This is a genomic window from Gillisella vitis, assembly GCF_001541345.2.
GTDB lineage: Bacteria > Pseudomonadota > Alphaproteobacteria > Rhizobiales > Rhizobiaceae > Allorhizobium > Allorhizobium vitis.
Genome location: NZ_LMVL02000003.1, coordinates 631,029 through 648,472, shown reverse-complemented (window position 1 = coordinate 648,472; position 17,444 = coordinate 631,029). Strand labels below are relative to the sequence as shown.

At 57.8% G+C, this 17,444-nt stretch carries 20 protein-coding genes; 7 read left to right on the top strand and 13 right to left on the bottom strand.

Annotated elements, in window-relative coordinates:
* Positions 1–34: 34 nt before the first annotated feature.
* Positions 35–520: a GNAT family N-acetyltransferase gene (locus ASB66_RS13205; protein ID WP_114386595.1), complete on the bottom strand. Its 486-nt coding sequence runs from the start codon at positions 518–520 to the stop codon at positions 35–37.
* A gap of 135 nt (positions 521–655) precedes the next feature.
* On the opposite strand from ASB66_RS13205, the gene ASB66_RS13200 reads away from it, so the two are divergent.
* Positions 656–1,054: a hypothetical protein gene (locus tag ASB66_RS13200; RefSeq protein ID WP_060715517.1), complete on the top strand. Its 399-nt coding sequence runs from the start codon at positions 656–658 to the stop codon at positions 1,052–1,054.
* 27 nt (positions 1,055–1,081) lie between these two features.
* Here ASB66_RS13200 and ASB66_RS13195 read toward each other — a convergent pair whose 3' ends face one another.
* Complete coding sequence (locus ASB66_RS13195) at positions 1,082–2,218, bottom strand: DUF2336 domain-containing protein (RefSeq protein WP_060715518.1); 1,137 nt, start codon at positions 2,216–2,218, stop codon at positions 1,082–1,084.
* A 110-nt stretch (positions 2,219–2,328) separates the two neighbouring features.
* Here ASB66_RS13195 and ASB66_RS13190 point away from each other — a divergent pair, with 110 nt between their 5' ends.
* Entirely contained in the window at positions 2,329–3,018 is a 690-nt protein-coding gene (locus ASB66_RS13190; protein ID WP_147274038.1) for a hypothetical protein, read from the top strand.
* Here ASB66_RS13190 and ASB66_RS13185 read toward each other — a convergent pair.
* Together ASB66_RS13185 and ASB66_RS13180 are read right to left on the bottom strand one after the other, a co-directional pair.
* Positions 3,007–3,612: a flavin reductase family protein gene (locus ASB66_RS13185; RefSeq protein ID WP_060715520.1), complete on the bottom strand. Its 606-nt coding sequence runs from the start codon at positions 3,610–3,612 to the stop codon at positions 3,007–3,009. The genes ASB66_RS13190 and ASB66_RS13185 overlap by 12 nt on opposite strands.
* Positions 3,612–4,196, bottom strand: a complete 585-nt coding sequence (locus ASB66_RS13180) for a nitroreductase family protein (protein ID WP_060715521.1) — start codon at positions 4,194–4,196, stop codon at positions 3,612–3,614. Before ASB66_RS13180 ends, ASB66_RS13185 begins: the two co-directional genes overlap by 1 nt.
* 222 nt (positions 4,197–4,418) lie before the next feature.
* Between ASB66_RS13180 and ASB66_RS13175 the strand changes: the two genes are divergently transcribed.
* Positions 4,419–5,405, top strand: a complete 987-nt coding sequence (locus ASB66_RS13175) for a hypothetical protein (protein ID WP_015916009.1) — start codon at positions 4,419–4,421, stop codon at positions 5,403–5,405.
* Positions 5,406–5,411: 6 nt separating this feature from the next.
* Here the strand turns inward: ASB66_RS13175 and nadC are convergent, their stop codons facing one another.
* From nadC to ASB66_RS13155, 4 genes are all read right to left on the bottom strand, one after another.
* Positions 5,412–6,269, bottom strand: coding sequence for a carboxylating nicotinate-nucleotide diphosphorylase (gene nadC / locus ASB66_RS13170; protein WP_060715522.1), 858 nt, complete (start codon positions 6,267–6,269; stop codon positions 5,412–5,414).
* A 1-nt stretch (position 6,270) separates the two neighbouring features.
* Positions 6,271–7,818, bottom strand: a complete 1,548-nt coding sequence (locus ASB66_RS13165) for an L-aspartate oxidase (protein WP_060715523.1) — start codon at positions 7,816–7,818, stop codon at positions 6,271–6,273.
* Entirely contained in the window at positions 7,815–8,786 is a 972-nt protein-coding gene (gene nadA, locus ASB66_RS13160; protein ID WP_060715524.1) for a quinolinate synthase NadA, read from the bottom strand. The genes ASB66_RS13165 and nadA overlap by 4 nt, the downstream gene beginning before the upstream one ends.
* A 169-nt stretch (positions 8,787–8,955) precedes the next feature.
* On the bottom strand, positions 8,956–9,852 hold the full coding sequence (locus tag ASB66_RS13155) for an NUDIX hydrolase (protein WP_114386594.1): 897 nt from the start codon (positions 9,850–9,852) through the stop codon (positions 8,956–8,958).
* A 277-nt stretch (positions 9,853–10,129) separates the two neighbouring features.
* Here ASB66_RS13155 and ASB66_RS13150 point away from each other — a divergent pair, with 277 nt between their 5' ends.
* Entirely contained in the window at positions 10,130–10,666 is a 537-nt protein-coding gene (locus tag ASB66_RS13150) for a hypothetical protein (protein WP_060715985.1), read from the top strand.
* Between the two features lie 48 nt (positions 10,667–10,714).
* On the opposite strand, the gene thrS is transcribed toward ASB66_RS13150, so the two are convergent.
* The 4 genes from thrS to ASB66_RS13130 all read right to left on the bottom strand — a co-directional run bounded on the left by thrS (position 10,715) and on the right by ASB66_RS13130 (position 14,103).
* Positions 10,715–12,715, bottom strand: a complete 2,001-nt coding sequence (thrS, locus tag ASB66_RS13145) for a threonine--tRNA ligase (protein ID WP_060715526.1) — start codon at positions 12,713–12,715, stop codon at positions 10,715–10,717.
* A gap of 113 nt (positions 12,716–12,828) precedes the next feature.
* Positions 12,829–13,263 carry a DUF2267 domain-containing protein gene (locus ASB66_RS13140; protein ID WP_060715527.1) on the bottom strand — a complete coding sequence of 145 codons (435 nt, stop codon included), beginning with the start codon at positions 13,261–13,263 and terminating at the stop codon, positions 12,829–12,831.
* Positions 13,260–13,646 (bottom strand): membrane protein insertion efficiency factor YidD, encoded by a 387-nt coding sequence (gene yidD, locus ASB66_RS13135; protein WP_060715528.1) that lies wholly within the window; start codon positions 13,644–13,646, stop codon positions 13,260–13,262. The genes ASB66_RS13140 and yidD overlap by 4 nt, the downstream gene beginning before the upstream one ends.
* A gap of 13 nt (positions 13,647–13,659) precedes the next feature.
* A complete protein-coding gene (locus tag ASB66_RS13130) occupies positions 13,660–14,103 on the bottom strand; it encodes an iron-sulfur cluster assembly scaffold protein (RefSeq protein WP_114386673.1) in 444 nt (147 codons plus the stop codon).
* Positions 14,104–14,375: 272 nt separating this feature from the next.
* On the opposite strand from ASB66_RS13130, the gene folE reads away from it, so the two are divergent.
* The 3 genes from folE to ASB66_RS13115 all read left to right on the top strand — a co-directional run bounded on the left by folE (position 14,376) and on the right by ASB66_RS13115 (position 16,793).
* Positions 14,376–14,981 carry a GTP cyclohydrolase I FolE gene (gene folE, locus ASB66_RS13125; protein ID WP_060715530.1) on the top strand — a complete coding sequence of 202 codons (606 nt, stop codon included), beginning with the start codon at positions 14,376–14,378 and terminating at the stop codon, positions 14,979–14,981.
* Positions 14,982–15,080: 99 nt separating this feature from the next.
* Positions 15,081–15,539: a phosphoribosyl-AMP cyclohydrolase gene (gene hisI / locus ASB66_RS13120; protein ID WP_060715531.1), complete on the top strand. Its 459-nt coding sequence runs from the start codon at positions 15,081–15,083 to the stop codon at positions 15,537–15,539.
* Positions 15,540–15,842: 303 nt separating this feature from the next.
* Positions 15,843–16,793, top strand: a complete 951-nt coding sequence (locus ASB66_RS13115) for a patatin-like phospholipase family protein (RefSeq protein WP_060715532.1) — start codon at positions 15,843–15,845, stop codon at positions 16,791–16,793.
* 170 nt (positions 16,794–16,963) lie between these two features.
* On the opposite strand, the gene ASB66_RS13110 is transcribed toward ASB66_RS13115, so the two are convergent.
* Positions 16,964–17,398 (bottom strand): CBS domain-containing protein, encoded by a 435-nt coding sequence (locus ASB66_RS13110; RefSeq protein WP_060715533.1) that lies wholly within the window; start codon positions 17,396–17,398, stop codon positions 16,964–16,966.
* Between the last annotated feature and the right edge of the window lie 46 nt (positions 17,399–17,444).

The following is a 17,444-nucleotide window of genomic DNA, read 5'->3' as shown; positions in this document are numbered from 1 at the left end:
GGCCGGACCCAAACAGATTTTGGGCTTGGCCTATTCAAGCTGATGGATTTTCCAGGCGTTTTTCCATGAACAGGCTGAGCGGATCGGGACGGTAGGAGCCGAATGGCGGGATTTCCTGGAAGCCGGCTTTTCGGTAAAGACCAATGGCTTCCGGCTGGCTGATACCCGTCTCAAGGCGCAGCGCTTCAAGGCCAAGCTTTTTTGCCTGGTCCTCCAAAGCTGCCATCAGCTTCTTGCCGAGGGAAAGGCCTCTTGATTGCGGGTCGACAAACATCCGCTTGATCTCCGCCGTGCCATCGCCAGCCTCGACAATGGCGGCGCAGCCCACCACCTGCCCTTCATGGCGCGCCACGAAAAAATGGACATCAGGCTTTTCCAGGGATGACACGTCGAGAAGATGGTTGCTTTCCGCTGGATAGAGTGCAGCCATATAAGCATCGGAGAGATCCAGCAACCGGATCACGTCGGGCTGGCGGGGCGGTTCAATGGTGATTGCCAAGGAGGAAATGTTCATGGACATCTGTCGATCCTGAAAGACCACCCAACCGGACAAAAAGATTATGTATTATAATTTTTTTGTCCGAGGGCCGATTGGTCTTGGTTGCGCCAATCTTGTTGCGTTACTGATAACTTTACTGACTGGAAGGACGAGCCGATGCAAGCCTCACTCGTGATCATGACCATTCTGGGATGCAATGACAGCGTCAGCCAATGCCAGTATATCGCCACCGCCGAGCAGCGCTGGGTTTCGGTGGAATTGTGCAATCGCGATACGGAAAATGTGCTGGGGCAATATTCCAATGTGAATTTCCCCAGCGTCGTTGCCTTTTGTCAGCAGCAGACGGTGACACCTCCCCAGACGACCGTGACAGCGGTCCCAGCAACGCCAGCCGATCCGGTACCGGAAGCTGAAAAGCGGTCTCTGGCGGATCGTGCCATCAACAATGTAAAACAGGTTCTGCCCGGCAAGGAAGATATCAAGATGGTGTTTACCACCCCGGTACATGTGGTCACCGATACCTATGCCTGGGCCGCAAAAAAACTGACCAAATAACGCGGAACGACCACATCCCAGAAGAGATCAGGCAGCATCGACCACAAGATGAGCGGCATATTGGCGGGCCTGTCGACGCTCGTCCTGGTGAAGCATGGTTTCCACCAGATCCAGCAATTGCCGCGCTGCATCGCTAGACGCCAGTTTGTTGCCCTTGGCAAGAAGCGGCTGGCAAATGCTGCCGATCTCACCATGGGTCGCCGTTTGCACGGCATGACGCCAAAGCAGCACAGCCTCAACGAACAGCGGTGCAATTGTGTGGTCAAGACCGGCGGACAGAAGCAGCGCTCGCACAGCATGCATGCGGCCCGTCGCCAGAATCGAGCGCACCCGGCGCTCCTGTAAGCCACTCAGCGATTCGATAGCGCTGGCAAAGAAATCCACCTTGCCCCGGCACAACAGTTCGATCAGCAAGGCGGGCGTCAATTGGCCATTGATGCGCATCTGCTCGACCAGATCGGGAATTTCATCAAAGCTGACTTCACCGGCAATCACTGCGGCTGCGCTGACGCCGATTTCGCGGTTCAGCCGAGTGAGCTTGCTTTCCCCAAGGGAAAACCGCAGCAGGCCGGAGGCTGCAAGCGCCTGACTGGCCTGTGAAACCAGCAGATGCCTCGCCCGGCCCGGCAAGTCCAGCCGCTCCAGCAACACGCCCCTCACCCCATCATGAGCGCCATGGCGTTCGGCTAGCCGCAGCAGACTGAAAGGCGAAACGGCGGCGGTGGGATTATCGAGCAGCACCAGGCATTCCGGCACGTCGCCAATCTCGCTAAGAGCGGCGGCCACGGCGCAGGAAAGCTGCGGACGCGCGGCAATAAAGGCCCGTGTCATGCCGCTGCCTCGACCGGCCAGATCGACCAGGTCACGGTCTTGCAACACGGGCGAGCAGAGAATCACCCGCGAGGCGATCTCCGGTTGGTCTTCACAGAGGGGCACCAGGATGGCGCGCGGCGCCTCAGCCGAACAGGCCAGAGCCTCGGCCAGTGCCAGCCGCACTTTGGGTGAGGGATCGTCCAGAAGATAGGTCATGGCGACAGAGGTGGAGCGCCGATCGTCTTCGCTCATCGGTGAATGGAGATAGGCCCGGCCCAGCGCATTGGCGGCCTTCGCCCGATCGCACGCCTTTGCGGTTTCAGACCAGCGAAAGAAAGCCTTTACAAGCACTGACAACCCCAATCAAAACAAAACCCGACCCATTGCCATTATGGTATGCGAGAAAAGTTTAAGATTGGTTCACCATGTCGATTAACCATGAGGATCGGAAGGATCTGTGTTTGCTTTTCTTCAGGGACAAACATTGCCAGGTGCTATTGCTGATCGAGACAGAACAAGGGGACTCATCCGATGTCCCTGATGCACTGATTTTTGGCGGCACTGATCCAGCCGCAGTATATGCCAGCTGGCGACAAAAAAACCCGTCGTCCGCCCTGCCCGTGCTGTTTCATCTCTCTGCCGGACTGGACCATGATGACTTCGCCGCTCTTCTCGCCCGGCTGATGGCGCTGAAGCCGGATGGGCTGGTGTTGACGGACGCATCAACAGCCGCCGATAGCCAGCGACTGGATGCACTCTTGCGGGTCGAAGAAGCAAGAGCCGGGCTTGCCGATGGCAGCACACCCTTCATTGCCCTTCTCGGCGGCAACCCGTCCGGCTTTTTCCAGGCATCCGCCATCGCCGCCAGTTCGGCTCGGTTGATCGGCCTTGGCCTGGATGAAGGGGCGGTTGTCACCGCCATCCAGGCCGAGACACCGCACCATGCCCAGCCGGTTCTGGAAACCTGCCGCAGCCTTGTGCAACTGGCCGCCGCCAGCGCCAATCTGCCTGCGATTATCCAACCGTTCAGCTCGGAAAATGCTGACGCCGAAGCCGATCTGGTTAAGCGAGGATTCGGCGCGCTGATCGGCAATAGCGGCAAGGCAGTCGAAATGATCCGCGCCGCCTTACCACCAAAATCAGGCCTTTGAGGGCCGCACCATCTGAAACACTTCGGTTACGGCCGCATAGTCCAGATAGCCCAGCCGCGATAGCGGTTGCACCAGCGTCACATCGAACCGGCCATCGCGCATGGCACTGTCGGCCAGATGAATGCCGACCACTTCGCCGAACACCACGAAATTCTCACTGGGTTCGCCCAACAGCGTCTTTGGCGAAATCACCTCGGTGACCTTGCATTCCAGCACCGCATAGGCTTCGTCCACATAAGGCGCGTCCACCAGCCGGGCCATGACCGGGGTCAGCCCGGCAAGATCGAATTCGCTCGTGCCATAAGCTGCCGGTGCCGAAGACCGGTTCATGGCCTCACCTAAGTCGCTGCTGACGAAATTGGCCGTGAAGCAGCCGGTTTCCTCCACATTGCGAAGGCTGTCCTTGCGGCCGGAGGAGGAAAACATCACCATTTTCGGCTTGTCGGAAATGGCGTTGAAAAAGGAATAGGGCGCCAGATTGAACGATCCATCCCGGCCCTTCGATCCAATCCAGCCGATAGGACGTGGCGAGACCACGGCCTTGAACGGATCGTGCGCCATGCCATGGGCGTTGGTCTTGGTTTCGTAAAACATCAATCCGTGTCTCCCATCCAGCTCACCACGTCATCTATGCTCGGACGCGGGCGCTCGACAATCGGAAATGTCGTGGACCCCATGTGAATAAAGCCCGCCACCTTCTCGCCCGGCTTGATACCCAGCAAGGGAAACGCCTTTTCATCGAAGGCAAACCATTCGGATAGCCAATTGGCCACATAGCCATGGGCGTTGGCCGCCATCAGCAGATTAAGGCAGACGGCACCCGCCGACATGACCTGCTCCCATTCCGGCACCTTGGGATGCGGTCCCGCCGTGCTGATCAGGCCGATCACCACAGGGGCGCGGGTAAAGCGGGCGCGCTCCACCTTGACCATCTCCTCATCCAGCTCCGGCTTTTTCTCCAATGCCATGGCCAGCAGCGCCTCGCCGATTTCAACCCGCTTGTCGCCGCGATAGACGATGAAGCGCCAGGGTGCGATCTTGCCGTGATCGGGCACGCGTACCGAAAGCTTTAGGATAGATTCAAGTTCTAATCTGGAGGGACCGGGCTCGCACATCTGAAAAGCCGGAACGGAACGACGGGTGGCCAAATAATCGAGAAGGGTGATATGTTCGTACATGTTAACGTCTTTTCCTTGAAGATCGGCGGAGCCTTGAAGAAAGTCAGATCAGTCGTTGTGAAAGCCCGCCATGCGAAAGCGTCGGAATTCGGAGCCCGAATACGGGAAAACTGGAGTAGAAAATTCAGGAAATTGCAAGCCTTGAATTTGCCTTGGCGGTCGGATTGTAGTACCAGCCGATCAACACGCCAATCATCGCGGTTGAATCGGTCGGGCATTCATATGATATCTTTTTCCTGCCGTCTTCCCCTGATCCTCGCGGCCTCGCTGCTGGCGGCAAGCGCCGGACCCGGCATGGCCGAGGATGCTTTCAAATCATTCAAGCAATTGGATAGCACGGCGAAAATGCCGAAGCTGAATGCGTTTTCCACGCCGATTGCCCCTGCCCCCCAGTCCCATTCCAAGCTCATCCGGTTTGAGGCAAAGCTCGACAATGAGGGACAGCCCTTGCAGCAAGGCCTGGAATGGCGAGTCTATAGCCCGATTGCTGGCAGCGACGGCAAATTGCCGATGGTCGCCAGCAGCCAGGGCGGCTCGGCGGAACTGCAATTGGCGCCCGGAGATTATTTCGTCAACGTGTCGTTTGGGCGGGCGGGCGTTACCCGCAAGCTCGATGTGCCTACCGACGGCGAAGTGCAAAAGCAGGTCATGGTGCTGGATGCCGGCGGCATGGTCTTGAATGCCGTTTCCGGCCCCGATACCCGCATCAAGCCCTCCAAACTGAAATTCAAAATCTACGCAGGCGATGGCCCTGAAGACAATGATCGCGGCCTGATCATGGACAATATCGAGCCCAATACCCTCGTCAGCCTCAATTCCGGCACCTATCACGTCGTCTCGCAATATGGCGAAGTCAATGCGCTGGTGCGCGCCGATATCAAGGTCGAAGCCGGCAAGATCACCGAGGCGACGCTCCAGCACCGTGCCGCCCAGATGAATTTCAAGCTGGTCTCGGAACCCGGTGGCGAAGCGATTGCCGATACCGCCTGGTCGATCCTGACCTCTTCCGGCGATGCCGTGGCCGAAAGCGTCAGCGCCTATCCGGTTCTGGTTCTATCGGAAGGCAATTACACCGCGATCGCCCGCAACAAGGATCGGATCTACCAGAAGGAATTTCAGGTGAAAGCCGGGGTAAACGCCGATGTCGAACTGCTGCTGAAAGACAGCCAGCAGAATGTTCAACAACAGGCCGGATACGACACCAACTGAGTGTCCTCACTCCGCCTCGACAAAATCCAGGCCGATATCCAGCACCGGCGCGCTATGGGTGATCCAGCCGACCGATAGCAGATCGACGCCGCTTTGCGCCACGGCCCTTGCCGTTTGCGGTGTAATGCCGCCGGATGCCTCGGTGATCGACCGGCCTGCAACGATTTCCACAGCCTGGCCCAATTGCTCCGGCGTCATATTGTCGAGAAGCACCGCATCGACGCCGATCCCCATCGCTTCGTGTAATTGCTCCAGCGTATCGACTTCCACCTCGATTTTGACCATATGCCCGACGCCCGTCCGCGCCCGCAGAATGGCCTGGGTGACGCTGCCAGCAATAGCGATATGATTGTCCTTGATCAGCACGGCATCGTAGAGCGCGAAGCGGTGGTTCATGCCACCCCCCATCCGCACTGCATATTTCTCCAGCGCCCGCAGGCCCGGCGTGGTTTTGCGGGTACAAGCCACAGCGGCCTTGGTACCGGAAACGGCATCGACGATTTGGCGCGTCACCGTGGCAATGCCTGAGAGATGGCCGAGGAAGTTCAGGGCGACTCGTTCGCCGGTCAAAAGGCTACGGGAGGAGCCTGAAATTGTTGCCAGAACATCGCCCGCCTTGACCGCTGCCCCATCGCTGACATGGCAGGTCATGACCAGGCCGGGATCGACCAGTTCGAAGGCGATGGCACTGGCATCCAATCCGGCAATCACCCCATCCCGGCGGCTGGCGATCTGCACCGTCGAACGGTGATCCACCGGGAGGACCGCCATAGAGGTAATGTCGCCTGCAAGGCCGAGATCCTCTGTCAGAGCGTTGCGCACCAACGGCTCGACGATGACGCGCGGCAAGGAATGAGAAAACATGTCAGGCGCTCCGGGCAAAGGGCTGCAAGGCAGGGGAAACGGCGGCGTGGGCAAGGGACAGAGCGTCATCCAGCGTCATCCGCTGGCGCAGAGGGTCTGGGCAGGATTGGGGGAAATCGGTTCTCGCATGAGCGCCTGCGCAATGGCGTCGCGCATGGGCAAACACGGCAATCAGCAGCGCCACCACAGCCGGGTCGCTGGCCGGACCGCCTGCTTCAACGAGTGGCAGAAGATCCGCGATTGCCGTCTGCAAGCCGCGCTCATCGCGCAAGACGCCAAGCTGGGCCGAGACAATCGCCCGAACCGGCGCAATATCGTCGGCAGGCGGCACGACTTGCGGCCGGCACGGAGTCGTCTGACGGGGTGCCACGCCCGCGACATCCTCTGCGACCCGCATTCCCATCACTGCCGCTTCCAGCAGCGAGTTGCTGGCCAGACGGTTGGCACCATGCAGACCGGTGCAGGCCACCTCGCCTGCCGCCCAGAGACCGGCAACCGAGGTTCTGCCGAAACAATCGGTCTCCACACCGCCCATGTGGTAATGCGCGGCGGGGCGCACCGGGATCGGCTGCGTTGATGGATCGATTCCAGCCGTCCGGCAGAGCGCATCGATGACCGGAAACCGGCGGGAAAAATCGCGACCAAGTGCCGTTCGGGCATCAAGGGCAACCGTGCCTCCCCTGGCCCGTTCCGCGCTGATCGCCCGCGCCACCACGTCACGCGGCGCAAGTTCGGCTCCGGGGGTGGAGGCCATGAACCGCTCGCCACGCTCATTGATCAGCACCGCGCCTTCACCGCGCACCGCTTCGCTGACCAGCGGCTGCGGATAAAGGGGAACATCCAGCGCCGTCGGGTGAAATTGCACGAATTCCATATCTGATAAAACCGCACCGGCGCGGGCGGCGAGCATGATGCCCTGCCCGTAATTGCCGGAGGGATTGGTAGTGCCATCGTAAAGACCGCCAAGGCCGCCGGTGGCCAGCACCACCCGCGAAGCGGCAATCTGCACCGGTCCTGACGCAGAGGCACAGAGCAATCCGGTTATCCTGTCATCATTAACCAGCAGGCGGCGCACCTGAAGTCCGCTCATCACCGAAATCGATGGCGCGGCCAGCACCGCTGCCGTCAGACTGCGCATGATTTCCGCGCCGGACCCGTCACCTCCGGCATGGACGATGCGACGGCGGCCATGGGCGGCTTCCAAGCCCAGCGCCAACTCGCCCTCGGCATTCCTGTCGAAACGGACGCCGAACCGTTCGAGCATGGCAATCGCTGCAGGGGCAGCCGATGTGATCATCTCGACTATATCAGGGTCACAAAGTCCATCGCCTGCCGCAAGCGTATCTGCCGTATGCAGGGCCTCACTGTCATCAGTTCCCATGCTAGCAGCAATACCGCCTTGCGCCCAGGCGCTGGAGGTTTCCGCACCCAGAGCAGCGCGTGTGACAATGGTGACAGGATGCGGTGCAAGGCTGAGCGCCGTTACCAGACCGGCTAAACCACTGCCGATCACGATGATCCGATCCTCTATAGTCTCCAGCGTGCTCATACCGCCAGCATCCTTTCCACCGCCCGGCGCGCGGCATCGGCAATGGCTGGATCGACCGTCACTTCCTGACGGTTTTCCTCCAGTGCCTGGCGAATATTGGCAAGCGTGATCCGCTTCATATGCGGGCATAGATTGCAGGGCCGTACGAAATCCACATCGGGATGATGGACAGCGACATTGTCGCTCATCGAGCATTCCGTCAGCAGTACCACACGGGCCGGTTTATGGCTGGCGACATAATCCGACATCACCGCCGTCGATCCGGCAAAATCCGCCGCCGCAACCACATCCGGCGGACATTCGGGATGGGCGAGCACGACGACGCCGGGATTGGCCTCGCGCAGCTCGGCAATATCGCCTGCGGTGAACAGTTCGTGGACCTCGCAATGGCCGTGCCAGGCGATGATTTCGACATTGGTTTCGCGCGCCACGTTGCGGGCCAGATATTCGTCCGGGATCATCAGCACTTTCGGCTCGCCGAGGCTTTCGACCACGGCCTTTGCATTGCCGGACGTGCAGCAAATGTCGGAGGCCGCCTTCACTGCCGCAGACGTATTGACATAGGTGATCACAGGCACGCCGGAATGGGCGGCACGCAACAGGGCAATATCCTCAGGCGTGATCGAGTCGGCCAGCGAACAGCCCGCCGCCATATCGGGAATCAACACGGTTTTTGTGGGGTTAAGCAGCTTGGCGGTCTCGGCCATGAAATGCACGCCCGCCAGCACGATCACATCCGCATCGACTTCCATGGCCTTGCGGGCCAGCGCCAGACTGTCGCCGACAATATCGGCAACGCCATGGAAAATCTCCGGTGTCTGATAGTTGTGAGCAAGGATCACGGCATTGCGGCGCTTCTTCAGCTCCAGGATCGCAGCGATATCATCCTCGAAAGACATCCACTCGGCCCTCGGGATAACCCTGGAAACCCGGTCATAGAGCGTTGACAGTGAAGGGGCGGTATTCATCGGCTTTCCCTTTTCTACTCATTTTGAGTATATCCTCAAGCCAAGAGTTATTCTCGATTAGAGTTTATGTCAATCGCACGACAATTATTTTTATGAAAACGACAAAACGACCCCTGATGCACCTCCACAAAGAAGATTGCACCTCATTAAATCTCTTAATATCAGTGATTTATGACCTAGACAGCGGCAGCTTCGAGCCGGACAAGGCGCGGGCTTCCAACACAGCGTGGCGATAGCGGAAAAGTTTTGCCGGGCGTCCGCCCGTCTCGCTTGCCATCTCGCCAGTCTCCTCGATCAGTTCTTGCTGGTCAATCTGACGGCGGAAATTTGGTTTGTGAAGCGTAAGGCCAGCCAGCGCCTCGACACAGCGTTGCAGTTGGGAGAGCGTAAAGCTTTCCGGCATCAACTCGAACACGACAGGGCGATATTTGATCTTGGCGCGCAGACGCGCAATGCCGGTCGCCAGGATGCGGCGATGATCGCCAACCATCACCCGGCCCGAGGCTTCAGCAGCACCGGCTTCCTGCACCAAACCGGCCTCATACATCAGCTCATAACGCTGCAAGACCAGATCCTCGTTCCAATCCATGCCGTTCAGCCCGAAGGAAAAATCGAGCCTGCGCTGGCGATGTTCGCGCCGGCTGGTATCGGCCACCACCCACGCCTGAAGGGCATCGACAATGCGGGCCAAGCTCTCCGGTGGTCCGTTGCGGCGGTCTTCCCAGGGGAAATATTCGTACCACCCATGCCAGCCGGGCCGTCCGGCGCCGGGCGCGGCCTGTTCGCGCACCAGACCCAGATAGCTGATCGAAATCGTCCGTCCACCGCCGACATCTGTATCACGATCCCGGTCAGCAAAGGTGTAGAGCTGTTCCAGATAGCCGACCGGATGCCCGGTCTGATCCTCGATCCATTCCCGAAGGCCGCCTTGCAGGCTGCGATGGCCAAGCTCGAAGGGACCAGACGGCAGGGCATCGCCACCCCGCACCGTCATGACCCGAGGCTCGTCGCCGGTCACAGCCGTCAAGACGGCAATCAGTTCGGAATGGGCGATGGCATTGAGCAAGGCGATGGTCCTGCGTGGGATTGACGGTTACAATGTCGTTGATGGAAGGCTTACAGAAAATTCCCTTTCTTTTCAATTGATTGACTTCTGAATATCAACTCAGTGAGGCAACCATGCCTTTTCCCGCAAAAAATCGGCAAGCAACCATCTCATAAACCTGACCACCTAAAAGCATTTTTTAAGCTTCAAAGCTCGGAACTTTCCCCATCTATTATCCGAGAGCAAAATACCAGATCTTTATCGATGTAATTCCACAGTACAAATATTGGATTATTATATGATAGAGAAATTTATATTTTTAACTTTTGTAATGACATCGGTTTTGATGTCATCAAGTGCAAGCCGGGCGGAAAACTGCCCAGCCGCAATCAGCGAAGCCGATGTGATTCAGGCAGAGGAGAGATGGGGGAAAGGATTGGTCGAAATCGGGGCAGCGCAAGACGCAAGAGCCGTGGCAACAAAATTCATAGCTGACGCTTACGGCTATCAGGAAGGAACCGTCCTGTTCAAGCCGACCAAGGCATCAGTGGTTGAGTTTCGAGATACGCCTGAAGACGCGCTATCCTATTTCGTCACCGGAAGATTGGCAGAAGACCACGGATTTGCGCTGACGCCCTATACGAATGTGCGGTTTGAAAACCACGCCATCATTTACGACTGCAAAACAGCAATCTCCATGGGCAACTACTACTTTACCGCCAAGGACGGCTCAGTGACCAAAGCCGATTACACCATAGGCTTTATCAAAACCGCAGATGGCCATCTGAAAATCAATATCCAGCATTCATCGCTGCCATATACGCCCAACCATTGACCGGGCATAGCAAGGGGCGAAAATACCGCCCCTTGCTTTGGAAAACCCTTACGCCAGCTTCCTAGCCGCCCGCTTGCGCTTCACATCCGGCGGTGTCGCCTCATCGACAAGGCTGGCAATGGCGTCATCCAGCGTCATCGACACCTGATCCTGGCTGCCGAGGCGACGGATATTGACCGTACGCTCTTCCGCCTCGCGCTTGCCGCAGACGATGATGACAGGCACTTTGCCGACCGAGTGCTCACGAACCTTGTAGTTGATCTTTTCGTTGCGGAAATCGGTTTCCACTTCGAGACCGGCATCGCGCAGCTGTTCAGCAACGTCGCGGCCATAGTCATCAGCCTCGGAGGTAATGGTCGCGACCACCACCTGCAAGGGCGCAAACCACAACGGCATGTGACCGGCGAAATTCTCGATCAGAATGCCAAGGAACCGCTCCATCGAGCCGCAAATGGCGCGGTGGATCATCACCGGCTGGGTCTTTTCCGAATGCTGGTCGATATAGAAGGCACCAAAGCGTTCCGGCAGGTTGAAATCCACCTGCGTCGTGCCGCATTGCCATTCACGGCCAATCGCGTCCTTCAGCGTATATTCGAATTTCGGACCGTAGAACGCACCCTCGCCCGGCAGAATACCAGTCTTGATGCGCCCACCGGACTGCTCTTCGATGGCCTTCAACACTTCTGTCATCACGCTTTCGGCGCGATCCCAAAGTTCGTCGGAGCCAACACGCTTTTCCGGGCGGGTCGAAAGCTTGACGACGACTTCCTTGAAGCCGAAATCCTCATAGACCGACAGGATCAGGTCGTTGATCCGCAGGCATTCCGCCGCCATCTGCTCTTCCGTGCAGAACACATGCGCATCGTCCTGCGTGAAGCCGCGCACGCGCATCAGGCCATGCAAAGCGCCGGACGCTTCATAGCGATGCACGAGGCCAAATTCCGCAAGGCGAACAGGCAGTTCGCGGTAAGACTTCAACCCATGCTTAAAAATCTGCACATGACCGGGGCAGTTCATGGGCTTCAAGGCAAATACGCGCTGATCAGCTTCCGGATCGTTCGGGTTGGTAAAGGCATGGGCGGATTTCACCGCGAACATGTTTTCCTGATACCAGCCCCAGTGGCCGGAGGTTTCCCAGAGCGATTTATCCAGCACCTGCGGCGCGTTGACTTCCTGATAGGTATTGGCCAAGCGGCGGCGCATATAGGCAGTCAGCGACTGGAACATTTTCCAGCCTTTGCCATGCCAGAACACCACGCCCGGGCCTTCTTCCTGGAAATGGAACAGGTCCATTTCACGGCCCAGTTTGCGGTGATCCCGCTTTTCGGCTTCCGCCAGGATATGCAGGTAATTGTCGAGCTGTTCTTGCTCAGCAAAGGCCGTCCCGTAGATGCGCGTCAGCATCGGATTGTTGCTGTCGCCGCGCCAATAGGCACCGGCCACCTTCATCAGCTTGAAGGCCGTGCCGATCTGGCCGGTGGAGGCCATATGCGGCCCACGGCAAGGATCGAACCAGTCACCCTGATAATAGATCTTGATGTCCTGATCTTCAGGAATGGCGTCGATCAGCTCGACCTTGTAGGACTCACCCTTGGCGGCAAACACTTCGCGCGCCTTTTCACGCGACCAGACTTCCTTGCGGAACGGCTGATTGCGTTGGATGACTTCTTTCATTTTCTTTTCGATCTTCGGCAGATCATCCAGCGTGAAAGGCTCTTTGCGGGCAAAATCGTAATAGAAACCGTTTTCGATCACCGGACCGATGGTCACCTGCGTATCGGGCCACAATTCTTGCACCGCTTCGGCGAGAACATGGGCGGTGTCGTGACGGATCAGTTCCAGCGCCCGCGGATCGGTGCGGGTAACGATCTCGATTTTTCCATCGACGACCGGGTCGGCGAGGTCACGCACAACGCCATCGAGCGCAATGGCCACGGCCTTCTTGGCCAGCGACTTGGAAATCGATTCGGCGACATCACGACCGGTCGCGCCAGCCGCAAAGCTGCGCACGGAACCATCGGGAAATGTAAGGGAAACGGTGTCGGACATGTTTTAAAGGCTCCTGATCCAGTCCCGCCAACCAATGCGGGTGGTAAAAATGACCGGCGCAAATGGCCGGGATTGAAGCGGCTGAATACTGAAATTCGTCTTTTCAGTAAAGCTTATTCCGCATGGATATCGAAGCGCCAAAACCTAAGCGCCTCGGGCGAAACGCTTTCCAGAAAATCCTTGAGGGCTATCTCATCCATGTGACGGCGCAAAACCGTAACCACATCCTCTATGGCACTAGGCGTCGAGAGATTGTGATTGTGGCGAAGCGCCATGACCTCCACGATCATCTCCTGGGGAGGTCCAAAGGGTAAAACCGGTTGATGACAATCCCAATGGCTGACAAACAGCGCTCTCGCACCCACGGAAAGCAGATCCGCAAAGGCCAGACCCTGCGTCACGGTCAGGCGGCAGCGAAAGACACGCAAAACAGCTTCCAGCGTCGTATAGGCCCTGTGTGTCGTCCCCAGCATGGCTTGGTCTCGCACCTCGACCAGAATACTCTCGAAATCACGAGATGCCTGACGGTATTCTTCCGGTACCGTCATGAAACATGCCCTGAAGGATGCTTGCGTCCAAATGTCCACAGGCTCCAGACCTGCCAAAACCGAAAGCGGGTGCCAAGGGTATGCGGCACATCATCCACGCCCCAGGTACCGCCGGGGCCGCAGCGCCCAACCCGAAACAGGGTGAGCCAGACGCCACTCCACAGTCCATGGCGGGCGATGGCCTCGTAGCCATACTCCGAGCAAGTCGGAGAATGGCGGCAATGACTGCCCACCAAGCTGGAGAGCGTCAACTGGTAGAGCCGGATCAGCCCCATGCCCAACAACCGGTCCGGTGTCTTGCGAAAAGGTCCGTGATAATTCCGGCCTCTGTGGCGCGGCTTTTCGTCCTCCTCGTCGTCGAGGTTTTCGCAGTGCTGGCACATCGGCGAGATAATCCTAGCCAGCCAGCGCCGATTGGCGGGCCTCGACCTGATCGAGACAGTCGCAAAGCGCATCCAGAATCAGCATGGTCGAGGCATGGCGGGCCTTGTAATCCCTCACAGGCATCAGGTAGCGCATGTCCTCAAATCGGCCCTGCGGCCCCTCGCCGCCTTCCTTCAACATATCAAGCATATCGGCCCGGGCCTTGCGAATCTCTGCAAAGCTGGCGCCCACCACATGGCGCGCCATGATCGATGCGGAAGCCTGCCCCAGCGCGCAGGCACGCAATTCCTGCGAAAAATCAGTGACTTTATCGTGCTCGACAGTTACAAACGCCTTCAGACGTGAACCACACAAGCGGGAGTGCTTTTCAGCCACGGCATCGGCATTGCTCAATGCACCGACGCGGATGATATTGCCGGCAAATTCCAGGATCTTGCTATTATAAATATCATCCATCGCCAAACTTTGCTCCAAAAGCCTGCCCATACGCAAAACCCGACCTGTTGGATTATCCATTTTTGCGCAACACTGTGTCGCGTTTTGGCGTATGTCGTGACTGTGCGAGTTCTCTATATATCACATCGTATGTCGGTGTAGAAACATCAAGGCGAAAAGTTTGAAACACGCCCACGAGGATTGGACTTGCCATTATGGCTCGAATTACGCAATTAAAGCCTGGATCGTCGAAAAGGGCTTCTGCCAGTATGAGTGACCGGGAGAGTAATGGCATGGATGCCACAGTGAAAAAAATGTCGCCTGAAACGTCCCGCCCCAGCCGCGAGGAAGCCGAAAACGCCGTGCGCACATTGCTGCGCTGGGCTGGCGATGATCCGAGCCGGGAAGGCTTGCTCGACACGCCTAAGCGTGTTGCCAAAGCTTATGGCGAACTGTTCGGCGGCTATAATGTTAATGTCGAGGACGTCCTCGGCACGACATTCGAAGAGGTTGGCGGCTATAACGACATCGTGCTCGTGCGCGACATCCCGTTTTTCTCGCATTGCGAGCATCACATGCTTCCAGTGATCGGCAAGGCGCATGTCGCCTATTTGCCGAATGGCCGGGTGCTGGGCCTGTCGAAAATCGCCCGCGTCGTCGATCTCTTCGCACGCCGCCTGCAAACCCAGGAAACCATGACGGCGCAGATTGCCGATTCTCTCGTTCAGTATCTTCAGCCACGCGGCGTTGCCGTCATGGTCGACGCCGAACATATGTGCATGGCAATGCGCGGCATTCAGAAATCCGGCTCCACGACACTGACCACCACCTTTACCGGTGAGTTTAAGACCGATGTCGCTCAGCAGGTGCGGTTCATGACCATGGTGCAAAACCGCTGATCGCCTCGATACTTGCGGCGCGACAGGTTTGATGGAATACAATAACGTACCGCCTTTTTGCGGTGCGTTATTTTTTTGCCTTTGTATTGGATCGACGGAATGATCAGCTTTGCAGCCCCTTCGACGGACAAAACCCTTCTGGAAGGCGCTGGCCTGTTGACGCCAAAATTCGATGCTCATGGCCTGCTGACCGCCGTTGTGACTGACAACCGCGATGGCGAATTGCTGATGGTTGCCCATATGAATGCCGAGGCTCTGGCACTGACAATCGAAACCGGCCTTGCCCATTATTACAGCCGCTCGCGCAAGAGCCTTTGGAAAAAGGGTGAAAGCTCCGGCAACATGCAGAGCGTCAAGGAAATTCGCGTCGATTGTGATCAGGATGCCATCTGGCTCAAGGTTGAAGTGGCCGGTCATGACGCCACCTGCCATACCGGTAGACGATCCTGTTTTTACCGCGCGGTACAACTTGCCGATGGTGAGGCAAAAATGGTAATAACTGATAATCACCGACATTTCGATCCTGCGCAGGTTTATGCTGGCAAGGATCAAAAATAGACATTTGCTATTTTAAACATCAAAAAGTCTTTACAGAAACGCTTTGGTAAACAAGGCGGCGCAGACTACCCCGGAAATACCGCATTTGAAGGCAGAGTAAATCTGCTGCATGCTCTCAAAACAGAGTTGGTGGACATGAAAATGCGGGCGGGCGTTACGACGTCGCTGAGCGCGCAAAGCATTGCTGTACATGGCAGCGCCGTGCATCGGACGTGATGCACCACTGCATGGTTTCTCACCTGAGCCAACGGCGGCTTCAGGCAATGCAGTTGGGGACTGTTCGGTCGAAAGGGTGTTCTGGAAATGTTGAACTGGAATTTAAGAGGTCAAGGGGCCGGTCGGTCCGCAAAGCCAGGAAACCCATCGGGCGGAAGCACTGTCGCCGAATTGCCGCCGCCGGTCGTCAAGCCTAAAATTGCGCTTGCCCTTGGTGGTGGCGCTGCCCGTGGCTGGTCGCATATTGGCGTTTTGCGCGCCCTGGATGAGGCTGGCATCGAAGTCGGCATGGTGGCTGGAACGTCTATCGGCGCCTTGGTCGGCGGCTGCTATCTGGCGGGAAAGCTGGACGAGCTGGAGCAATTTGCGAGATCTCTGACCGTGCGGCGGATCGCCGCGCTTCTTGACCTGACCATTGGCGGCGGCGGCCTGTTGGGCGGCATGCGCCTGACGAAACGCATGCAGGAACATCTGGAAGGCCTGACCATCGAAGATCTGCCGCAGCCCTTTGTCGCGGTTGCCTCCGAACTGACGAGCGGCCACGAAGTCTGGATCGATGGCGGCAATCTGGTGACAGCACTTCGCGCGTCCTACGCATTGCCTGGTATTTTCGAGCCGGTGCGCTGCAACAACCGGACGCTGGTCGACGGCGCGCTGGTCAATCCCGTCCCAGTATCGGTCTGCCGCTCCTACGAGCAGCCGCTGGTGGTGGCGGTCAATCTCCACTACGATCTCTATGGTCGCTCCGCCGTGGTCAAGCACAAGGTCGGCCCGATTGGCCCGGATACCGGTGCGGTAAAACAGCCGAATCGGCTGGGTCTGACCGGCGTGATGGTGCAATCCTTCAACATTATCCAGGACCGGATTTCCCGCGCCCGGTTGGCAGGCGACCCGCCCGATCTGGCGCTGCATCCGCGTGTCAACGATATCGGCCTGTCGGAATTCCACCGCGCTGGTGAATGCATTGCACGCGGCTATGAAGAAACCACCGCCCGCATCGCTGAAATCCGCCGGATGCAGGAAGCTGTGATGCGATAAAGCATCGGACCGAACCGTGGAAACCGGTTTTCGGTCCAAGGCTGTGAGAGCATTCTCTCCACACACATAAAAAAGCCTGCCCGGACAAACCAGGCAGACCCAATATTTACACGGAAAACTGGCGGTTCATCGCGGAATGGCCGCGCCCAAAACCAGGCACGACACCGGCATTATCCGGCGATATAGGCCTTGATGTGCTCGGCCTCCAGCTCCACCTCGCGGATGCGTTGCTTGACCACGTCACCGATCGAGACGATGCCGATCAGCTTGCCGCCATCTTCCACCGGTACGTGACGGAAGCGTTTGCTGCTCATCATTTCCATCAATTGGTTGACGGTGGTCTCTTCGCTACAGCGAAACACATTGGCGGTCATGGCTTTGGATACCGGCAAGGACAGAGCCTCGACACCGCCTTTGCCGATGGCTGACGCCAGATCGCGCTCGGTGAAAATCCCGACGATCCGGCTTTCCATGCCGACAACCACCACCGCACCGATCTTATTGTGATGCAGAACCTTGGCGGCCTCGGCCAGACTGACCGTCGGACCGACCGTAACGACATCACGACCTTTTTCGCTGAGAATATTCCTTACTGTCACAGACATATGCGCCTCCTCCTGGCAAATCTCCGGGCATGCAGGATTGGGTGCC

Excerpts from the sequence above, each read along its gene's own strand:
- ASB66_RS13205 (WP_114386595.1), bottom strand. The coding sequence starts at position 520 with ATGTCCATGAACATTTCCTCCTTGGCAATCACCATTGAACCGCCCCGC.
- ASB66_RS13200 (WP_060715517.1), top strand. The coding sequence starts at position 656 with ATGCAAGCCTCACTCGTGATCATGACCATTCTGGGATGCAATGACAGC.
- ASB66_RS13185 (WP_060715520.1), bottom strand. The coding sequence starts at position 3,612 with ATGTTTTACGAAACCAAGACCAACGCCCATGGCATGGCGCACGATCCG.
- ASB66_RS13180 (WP_060715521.1), bottom strand. The coding sequence starts at position 4,196 with ATGTACGAACATATCACCCTTCTCGATTATTTGGCCACCCGTCGTTCC.
- ASB66_RS13175 (WP_015916009.1), top strand. The coding sequence starts at position 4,419 with ATGATATCTTTTTCCTGCCGTCTTCCCCTGATCCTCGCGGCCTCGCTG.
- nadC (WP_060715522.1), bottom strand. The coding sequence starts at position 6,269 with ATGTTTTCTCATTCCTTGCCGCGCGTCATCGTCGAGCCGTTGGTGCGC.
- ASB66_RS13165 (WP_060715523.1), bottom strand. The coding sequence starts at position 7,818 with ATGAGCACGCTGGAGACTATAGAGGATCGGATCATCGTGATCGGCAGT.
- nadA (WP_060715524.1), bottom strand. The coding sequence starts at position 8,786 with ATGAATACCGCCCCTTCACTGTCAACGCTCTATGACCGGGTTTCCAGG.
- ASB66_RS13150 (WP_060715985.1), top strand. The coding sequence starts at position 10,130 with ATGATAGAGAAATTTATATTTTTAACTTTTGTAATGACATCGGTTTTG.
- thrS (WP_060715526.1), bottom strand. The coding sequence starts at position 12,715 with ATGTCCGACACCGTTTCCCTTACATTTCCCGATGGTTCCGTGCGCAGC.
- ASB66_RS13140 (WP_060715527.1), bottom strand. The coding sequence starts at position 13,263 with ATGACGGTACCGGAAGAATACCGTCAGGCATCTCGTGATTTCGAGAGT.
- yidD (WP_060715528.1), bottom strand. The coding sequence starts at position 13,646 with ATGTGCCAGCACTGCGAAAACCTCGACGACGAGGAGGACGAAAAGCCG.
- ASB66_RS13130 (WP_114386673.1), bottom strand. The coding sequence starts at position 14,103 with ATGGATGATATTTATAATAGCAAGATCCTGGAATTTGCCGGCAATATC.
- folE (WP_060715530.1), top strand. The coding sequence starts at position 14,376 with ATGGATGCCACAGTGAAAAAAATGTCGCCTGAAACGTCCCGCCCCAGC.
- hisI (WP_060715531.1), top strand. The coding sequence starts at position 15,081 with ATGATCAGCTTTGCAGCCCCTTCGACGGACAAAACCCTTCTGGAAGGC.
- ASB66_RS13115 (WP_060715532.1), top strand. The coding sequence starts at position 15,843 with ATGTTGAACTGGAATTTAAGAGGTCAAGGGGCCGGTCGGTCCGCAAAG.
- ASB66_RS13110 (WP_060715533.1), bottom strand. The coding sequence starts at position 17,398 with ATGTCTGTGACAGTAAGGAATATTCTCAGCGAAAAAGGTCGTGATGTC.